Source organism: Pseudomonadota bacterium, from assembly GCA_027624955.1.
GTDB lineage: Bacteria > Pseudomonadota > Alphaproteobacteria > UBA828 > UBA828 > PTKB01.
On record JAQBTG010000072.1, the window covers coordinates 1 to 7,835 of the forward strand.

The 7,835-nt window shown below is 53.9% G+C and carries 7 protein-coding genes; 6 read left to right on the plus strand and 1 reads right to left on the minus strand.

Annotated elements, in window-relative coordinates:
• Positions 1 to 135 precede the first annotated feature (135 nt).
• The gene (locus tag O3A94_16825) at positions 136 to 1,236 is read left to right on the plus strand and encodes a tetratricopeptide repeat protein (GenBank protein MDA1357914.1); all 1,101 of its coding nucleotides are present in this window, start codon (positions 136 to 138) and stop codon (positions 1,234 to 1,236) included.
• Here O3A94_16825 and O3A94_16830 read toward each other — a convergent pair.
• Entirely contained in the window at positions 1,209 to 1,487 is a 279-nt protein-coding gene (locus O3A94_16830; GenBank protein MDA1357915.1) for a thermonuclease family protein, read from the minus strand. The two genes, O3A94_16825 and O3A94_16830, sit on opposite strands and share 28 nt — an antisense overlap.
• Before the next feature lie 385 nt (positions 1,488 to 1,872).
• Between O3A94_16830 and O3A94_16835 the strand changes: the two genes are divergently transcribed.
• From O3A94_16835 to O3A94_16855, 5 genes are all read left to right on the plus strand, one after another.
• Positions 1,873 to 3,399 carry an ABC transporter substrate-binding protein gene (locus O3A94_16835; protein ID MDA1357916.1) on the plus strand — a complete coding sequence of 509 codons (1,527 nt, stop codon included), beginning with the start codon at positions 1,873 to 1,875 and terminating at the stop codon, positions 3,397 to 3,399.
• Between the two features lie 250 nt (positions 3,400 to 3,649).
• Positions 3,650 to 4,504, plus strand: a complete 855-nt coding sequence (locus tag O3A94_16840; GenBank protein ID MDA1357917.1) for a sugar ABC transporter permease — start codon at positions 3,650 to 3,652, stop codon at positions 4,502 to 4,504.
• Between the two features lie 3 nt (positions 4,505 to 4,507).
• Positions 4,508 to 5,386 carry a carbohydrate ABC transporter permease gene (locus O3A94_16845; GenBank protein MDA1357918.1) on the plus strand — a complete coding sequence of 293 codons (879 nt, stop codon included), beginning with the start codon at positions 4,508 to 4,510 and terminating at the stop codon, positions 5,384 to 5,386.
• A gap of 46 nt (positions 5,387 to 5,432) precedes the next feature.
• Positions 5,433 to 6,527, plus strand: a complete 1,095-nt coding sequence (gene ugpC, locus O3A94_16850) for a sn-glycerol-3-phosphate ABC transporter ATP-binding protein UgpC (protein MDA1357919.1) — start codon at positions 5,433 to 5,435, stop codon at positions 6,525 to 6,527.
• Between the two features lie 591 nt (positions 6,528 to 7,118).
• On the plus strand, positions 7,119 to 7,589 hold the full coding sequence (locus O3A94_16855; GenBank protein ID MDA1357920.1) for a tetratricopeptide repeat protein: 471 nt from the start codon (positions 7,119 to 7,121) through the stop codon (positions 7,587 to 7,589).
• Positions 7,590 to 7,835 lie beyond the last annotated feature (246 nt).

Genomic DNA, 7,835 nt, shown 5'->3' on the forward strand with positions numbered 1-7,835 from the left:
GTTCGTGCGGGTTTTTCCTGATTGTTGTCTTGTCGCCATTTATTTTCCTAAAAAATTCACTCTACGATACAGTCAACCAATCTTGCGGCAAACGGAACTTCTCGTCTACCGATAGAATACAAGGTATATGAATCGATGAGCGGTGACTCACACGATAACGAACCGATCTCCGGTAGCGAGAATTTAGATTCAGGCTATCAAGCGTATAAGTCGGGTGATCATAAGGTCGCCCTACAGCACTGGGAGCCATTGGCTGCGCGAGGTGACACCGAGGCTCAATTCTACCTCGGCTGGATGTATTTTAAGGGTAAAGGAATTTCTCGGGACCTTAAATTTGCCTACATGTGGACCAACCTGGCCGCTTCTCGCGGGCAAATAAAGGCTAAAGATGTGCGTGATTTAATCGTCAAAGAAATGACGCCTGAGCAGATTGCTGAGGCAGAACGGATGGTGGCGGAATGGGAACCAAAAGAGGGCTTAACCACACAGAGCGCGGTGAGAGGCGAAGAAATAATTCCTTCAGCGTTTAGGCCCGATGAATTTCAGGTTGGAAGCATTTTGGGTACCGGCTTATACGTCCTCTCTAAGAATATCCTGCCGTTCGGAATGATTTCGATATTGTTGATGGTGCCGCCACATCTGTTCGCGCTTTTCGTTCGTCAGGATGTGTTTCCCGGGTGGGGCAACACTGCCGTTTACATCATTATTTACTTTGTCGTGACTAGCTTCATCAGCGCGGCTTTGGTCTACGGTACTATTCAACAATTGAACGGACAGCAAGCCCAACTGGGCCAAGTCATCAATCGCGGGCTGAGGTTCATACTACCTGTATTAGGTGTTGCGTGTGTTATGGGAGTGATCACAGGCGTTGGGATTGCGCTTTTCGTTGTTCCCGGATTGATTTTCGCGACCATGTTTTGGGTCGCGATCCCCGCCGCCGTGGTGGAAGGTCGCGAACTTTCCAGCCTTGGCCGAAGTCTCGAACTAACGAAAGGATATCGCTGGCCTATATTGGGATTGGTTTTGATCATCGGCGTTCTTGGCTTCGTTGCTAATCTGATTGGGAATTGGATAGCTGCTGAAACGACGAGCACATTTTTCGCATTTTTAATATCAATCGTGTTGGCGGGTATAGTTACCGCGTTCGGGGCAGTTGTAAGCGCGGTCGGTTACTATGAATTGCGAATCGCCAACGAAGGCGAAGACGCCTACACAGTTATGGCCAGGTTTGACTGAAAATGCGCAAGCAGTGACGAACAAATCGCCACCGTGATGGCAGGTGTCAACGGCGGAGCAAAATTAGCCCACCCGGGCGGAGCAAAACTAGTCCACTTGATGTGACGTGCAACATAGTCGCTGCTGTAGCGCCGATACGCCAAGGCCAGGCCGTAGTAAACCATCGCCTTGCCGATATCAGTACCACCAGCATGACAGAGAGCAACAACCCGCCCATACCTGTCCACGTCGCGCTTTTCGCACGTAACCATGCGCTAAGTATAGTATGTAGCATCGCTGATGCCGGCTGATCGGCAAGCCATCTCTACACTGCTGCCAGAAGCCAGACTGAGCTCAATCTGACGCAGCAGGTTTAATACATCCTCATCTGAATATCGCTTCCTTGCCACCCCAACACCTCCACATCTTCGTAGATAGCCACGAATTACGTGGCTCGGTTATAGGGGGCGCGCATCATCTCTGCGCGCGCTGTTTGGCGGTTGTTGAAGAACGCTCTTTCAAAGCCTCATTGACAATCAATACCCATTGATATCCCATTACCAGCGGCTCAGGGGCGTCGTTCTGATTTCACGATTGCCCATTTGGTCCGCAGTCATAAGCCATAAATGGCGTAAACCAAACACAGGGAGGGATGCGATGTTTCATGTTCCCAAGAAAGCGCTCTACAAAACCATCAGCCGGCGTAAATTTCTCGAGCTTGGCGGCGGCACGGCAGCCGCGCTTGGCGTAGGCTCACTCGGCGTCGGACTCAGCTCAGTCATTTCCAAACACCCCGTTCATGCAGCATCGTCGATGGATGCCAAATGGCGCCAATATGAAGGTTCGAAGCTGGTGTTCATGTCAGAGAACACACCGCCTTCCTTCGCCATTCGTGACAATATTAAATCATTTTACGATTTGACCGGAATTGAAGTTGAAATTCTCACGGATGGCTTGCCGACGGTGCAGCAGAAGGTCGGCATTGATCTGAGAAGCGGCCAGGCGGATTATCAACTCAACTATGTGCAGGACAAGCCGATTGGCTCGCCTTTTGCTGATTTCTACGCCGATCTCAACCAGTTCTCGCTCGACGATACCTTGCCGCTGGACTCGCAGGGTTACGGCGACAATGTATGGTTCGAGAATTTTCTCGACGCGTGCGGCGTTTATTATGAACGTGGGCCAATCCGTGCCTTTCCGTATGATGCCGCCGTGTCGTGCACCTTCTATCGCCAGGATTTGTTCGAAAAACTGACCAAGGATTTCGAGGCTGATTATGGCTATCGGATGGAATTCACCGACGATACGACCTACAAGAACATGGTCGATTTCGCCGCTTTCTTCAAAATGATGCACGAACGTGATTCGTCCATTCCCTATGGTTATGGCCAGCATCACGGCTCATTCGGCTGGACCACCCAGCTCGATATTCAGCGCCATATGTATGCTCAGAATCAGTGGCTCGACTTTGCCGTTGATGACACGTTGGGGTCGAAAAATCCTGGCCCGGCAAATTGGGGTGATGCCCAGTCGGTTAAATCCATGGAGGGCTACAAGGCGCTTGCCGATGTCTCTCATCCGGATAATTTGACCAACGGTACGCTCGAGCTGAATACGGTCTACGCGGCCGGCGGCGTTGCCATGCAAATTCAGTATCACGAGTTTGCCGCCTCCGTTGAAGATGCCGAGCAATCTGTGGCGGCCGGCGGCAAGACCGCCTATGCCATGGGTCCGAAGGGTGAGCAGTCGTGGAATGTCTCGACGAGCAATGTGGTGAACGCCACCAATTGCGGCATTGGCGGTATTGGCATCAATGCCGGCGCTTCCATGGACTTACAGCGTGCGGCCTTTATTTTCGCCAGCTGGGCGTGCAGTCATGAAACTCAACTTATGGTCCTGGAAGGGGTCGGTGGTACGCCCACACGTAAATCCGTGTTGGACCTGCCAGAGGTCAAGGCAGCGCGCAATCGCCCGACGTCCATGCCCAACGCGCTGACGTTCGAAGCCGTCTACGACAAGGGCATTCGTTCACCCAACATGGTGCTCGGGCCGAAGCTGCCGAAGGCCAACGAATATCACGAGATCGTCCGCGTTGGGGCCCAGCAATGCATCTCCGGCGAAATGTCTGCCCAAGAGGCTTGCGAGTCTATTGGTAGCGAACTTGATTCGATGCACGGCATCTAGGGCTCTGTTGGCGTTCTAGGGTAGTTTTGAGTAATTCCGCTGCCATGGCCACGCGGCTGTGGCAGCGGATTTCCATCTGATGGCTTGTTTTGCCTGACCCGCGCGCGCTGTTAGAATATTCGCCATGGCTGTAAATGCAACGCGTCGTGAACCCCCGGAGCAGACTGCCTATCGGGGCGTGCGGCGGGTCGATTATGTTCCGCAATTATTCAACAATCAGCCGGCCCGCTTTTATTTAATGTGGATGCTGTTGCCGGCGGTATTGCTGTTGGCGGCAATATCTCTTTACCCCTTTGTTTGGCTCATTTACATGAGTTTGCACGAGGTCCAGCTGGCCCCGGAGAAATCAGACCTGTGGGTTGGTGTCGATAATTTTACCCGCCTGTTTTCCGATAAAAACTTTGCCAGGGGTTGGGTCACCTTATTTAAATATAGTGCGCTCTGCCTGGCGGTTGAAATTACGCTCGGTGTTTTGGTTGCCATTATTCTCAACAATTCCCGACTTGAGAAACTCTTCATCACTATTTTTCTGATGCCGATGATGATGGCCCCCGTGGTCGCCGGCTTTCTTTACATGTTCCTCTATAACGGCACCTTCGGCTGGTATTTCTGGCTGTTGCGCAGCCTTGGTGTACTCGATGGCGGCACTATTCTAGGCAATAAAACCTGGGCAATGGCGGGCGTCGTCGCGACGGACGTCTGGCAATGGACGCCCCTGATCGCCCTGATAACCTTGGCCGGTTTAAAACGTGTGCCGCAGGAGCAGCTCGAAGCAAACATGGTCGATGGCGCGGGGCCGTTGCGCAATTTTTTCAGCGTGGCTCTACCCAATCTTTATCCCTTCCTGCTGATCGCGATCCTGTTGCGCTTTATGGATAATTTCCGCTTTATCGACACCATCCTGATCATGACCGGCGGCGGTCCGGCCAATGCTACTAAAATTCTCCCGACTTACCTGTTTGATGTTTCGTTCAAATACTTCGAGCTTGGCCGCGGCGCAGCAATCGCCTTTACCCTGCTGTTGCTGACGATATTGCTGGGGCTGTTTCTCACGAAAATTTTTGAGGACCCGGCGCGAAAAATCAAACCGGGCGGGGAGGGCTAGGGCATGGCGTCACGCGAGATCGTTCGCTACAAATCACCGGCGCGCTCGGCGTTTTCGATATTGGTTATTCTGTTCCTCATCGCCTTCTTTGTGTGGACCGTGTTGCCGCTGGCGATCATGCTGATCTCGTCGTTTAAGGATCTGCTCGATGCGTTTAAATTGCCGGAAGAGGGCGATTGGGGCGGGGTCGGTGTGATGTTCGATTTTAAGCCGACCGGCGAACATTATGTTGAGCTCTTCACCGAGAAGCATTTCGGCCTGTATATGCGCAACAGCCTGATCGCCGCACTGGGCTCGGCCGTGGTCTCGGTGTTTCTTGGCTCGATGGCCGCCTATGCGCTGTCGCGCGCTGAATTCAGAGGCAAAAAAGATCTACTGTTTTGGATTATTTCCACCCGCATGGCGCCGGTGGTTGCGGTCATGGTGCCGCTCTATGTCATCTTCCGTTCGTCCGGTCTGGTCGGCACATTGCCCGGGTTGATTCTCGCTTACACCACATTTAATTTGCCGTTCGCGATCTGGATTCTAAAGGGCTTCTTCGACAATGTGCCCTACGCCATTGAAGAGGCGGCGCAGTGCGATGGCGCCAATCGGTGGCAAGCGCTGCGTATGATCATGCCGTTGGTCGCGCCCGGCGTCGCCGCCTTTATCGTGCTCTGCGTGCTGTTCGGCTGGAACGATTTTCTGTTTGCCTCGATCATCGGTTCGGGTGGCGCTAAAACCTTGCCTGTCGCGACCGCCGAGCTGGTGCAGCCTGTGAAAATTCAATGGGGCAGCATCATGGCTGCGGGCGTCGTTACCACCGTGCCGATGATGTTTCTTGGCTTTCTCATCCGGCGCTACATGGTGACCGGCCTCACCATGGGGGCGGTTCGCGAATAAACCATGAATGCCACACAGCAAACATCTATTGGTCGGAGGCGCTGAGATGACGTCTGTTACTATTCGAGACGTCTGGAAGTATTACGGCAAGACAATGGCCGTAAAGGATCTCAATATCGAAATTAAGGACAATGAATTCCTTTGTCTTTTAGGTCCATCAGGCTGCGGCAAATCCTCCACCCTCAGAATGTTGGCGGGGCTCGAATTCATCTCTTCCGGCGAGGTTTTTTTTGGCGACCTCAAAGTCAACGATATTCCGCCGCGCGACCGTGATATTGCCATGGTGTTTGAGAATTACGCGCTCTATCCGCATAAGACGGTATTCGAGAACATGGCCAACCCGCTCAAGATGCAAAAAATGAATAAGACGGATATAGAAGAGCGTGTTGTCTGGGCGGCGCAAATGCTGGAGATCGAGGAGTTGTTGCAGCGTAAGCCGGTCGAGCTGAGTGGCGGCCAGAAACAGCGCACCGCGATCGGCCGCGCCATCGTGCGCGAGCCCAAGGTGTTTCTATTCGATGAGCCGATTGCCCACCTCGATGCCAAGCTGCGTTCGCATATGCGCGGCGAGCTCAAGCATCTACAGCGCCGCCTGGAGACGACGACCGTCTACGTCACCCACGATCAGCTCGAAGGCATGACTATGGCGGATCGTATTGCCGTTATGCATGAGGGCGTTTTGCAACAGCTCGGCACGCCGAGCGAAATATATAACCATCCGATCAATGAATTTGTCGCCGGCTTTGTTGGTGAGCCGCCGATGAACTTTCTCGATTGCCGTATCGAGCGCAGCAGCGATGCCGTCGCGCTGGTCTACGAAAATATGAAAGTAGCACTGAGTAATGCGCAGTCGCGGATTTTGGAAGAGAAGGGCGCGGCAACTGAGGTCCGCCTTGGCATTCGCCCTGACGATCTTACGATTGCGGTTGGAGAGAATCATGGCATGGAACTTTCGGCGAAAATCTTCGTTACCGAGCCCTTGGGCGGCGACATGTTGATTGAGGCCAAGCTTGGCCGGGATCGCATTACGATCAAGCGCAAGATCGCCGAAGTGGGCGTGTCGGGCGACCCCTGCGGTATCGCCCTCAATATTGAAATGCTCCATGTTTTCAACAAGGAAACCGGCGAGGCATTCTTTTAAGCAGCGCCGCCGTGCTACATCTCCCATTTTGGGCTTTCGATGACGCGCCGTTTTTCTGGCGGCGCGGGGTAGGACAGGGCGTAAAATTTTTGCGCCGGACGAAATTTCTCGGTGTTTTTGAACTGTAAAGCCCCCGTTCTATGTACCACTTCCTGATAGAGTCTCTGGCACTGGTGGACGCTGTTGGCGGACTGCGACCCGTGTCTTTCAGAGATAGACACCACCCAAGTCACCGGTGCCGCCAAGCATCAGCTATACTGCCCGTATGCAGTCCATTTCCCTCGGTACACTGGAAGACCTCGCTAAAGCCCACTACGGCGTTGCCGCGCACTGCTGGCGCTGTAACAGGTGGCACGACTTCGACTTGTTGGCGCTGGTAGCTCAGCATGGCAACCGCTCAATCGTTGGCTTCAAGCCGCGTTGCTCTGTTTGCGGTGAACGAGCCGAGAAGCAGGTAACGCCGCCTATGGCGAAGTTTGAGGGCTATCCGAAATAACGGCGCGCTCTGCCACTGAGCTACTGCGGCGAGAATGGCGCAGCTAGCGGTATTACCCTCTCCTGCTACAATGTATGAAATTTGGAAGCAGGCTCATGCGAAACGTCATCAAGGCCGCGCTTGTTGCTATTGCCCTGGCGCTCGCCACACCGTTAGCAGCGCAGGACTTCGATGTCGGATGGGAAGCGGCCCAGCGTGACGACTACCTGGCGGCGGAGCGTGAATGGCGGCCTTTGGCCGAGCAGGGCCATGCCGATGCCCAGATCAGACTCGGTCAATTGTATGCTGCGGGCCTGGGCGTGCCGCAGGATGATGCGGAGGCGGTGAATTGGTATCGTAAGGCCGCAAACCAGGGCAACGCCTTGGCGCGGATCGCTCTCGGCTTCAGTTACTTCATCGGCTCGGGCGTAGAGCAGGACTACATTCAAGCCTATATGTGGGGCGATCTTGCGGTCGCCCAGGGGAGTGAGGAAGCGATCATATTGCTCAAATTAGCGGCGGGCGAGATGACCCCTGAGCAGATTGCAGAAGCGCAAAAACTCGCCCGCGAGTGGAAACCCAAATGATGGCGAGGCCTGGGAGCTACAAAAAATAGGGGCCAGATTTGGCCCCTTCAGTTTCAGGAAGATGCCGGGATATGGCGTGCTGCTGAACTTGGGCCGAAACAGTGGAAATTCAAATGGCTGTGAGTTGCCCGCCCGTTTAACGTTGCAGCGCATGAACGCCGCCGTCCCCAAACTGCCCTCAAGACACCGCATAGCCCTTCAGCCGCAGGCAACCGGTAACTTCGTCGTTGAATTCGCTCACTGACT

Bases quoted from the DNA above. Each gene is read 5' to 3' on its own strand.
- O3A94_16825 (MDA1357914.1), top strand. From the start codon at position 136: ATGAGCGGTGACTCACACGATAACGAACCGATCTCCGGTAGCGAGAAT.
- O3A94_16830 (MDA1357915.1), bottom strand. From the start codon at position 1,487: ATGGTTACGTGCGAAAAGCGCGACGTGGACAGGTATGGGCGGGTTGTT.
- O3A94_16835 (MDA1357916.1), top strand. From the start codon at position 1,873: ATGTTTCATGTTCCCAAGAAAGCGCTCTACAAAACCATCAGCCGGCGT.
- O3A94_16845 (MDA1357918.1), top strand. From the start codon at position 4,508: ATGGCGTCACGCGAGATCGTTCGCTACAAATCACCGGCGCGCTCGGCG.
- ugpC (MDA1357919.1), top strand. From the start codon at position 5,433: ATGACGTCTGTTACTATTCGAGACGTCTGGAAGTATTACGGCAAGACA.
- O3A94_16855 (MDA1357920.1), top strand. From the start codon at position 7,119: ATGCGAAACGTCATCAAGGCCGCGCTTGTTGCTATTGCCCTGGCGCTC.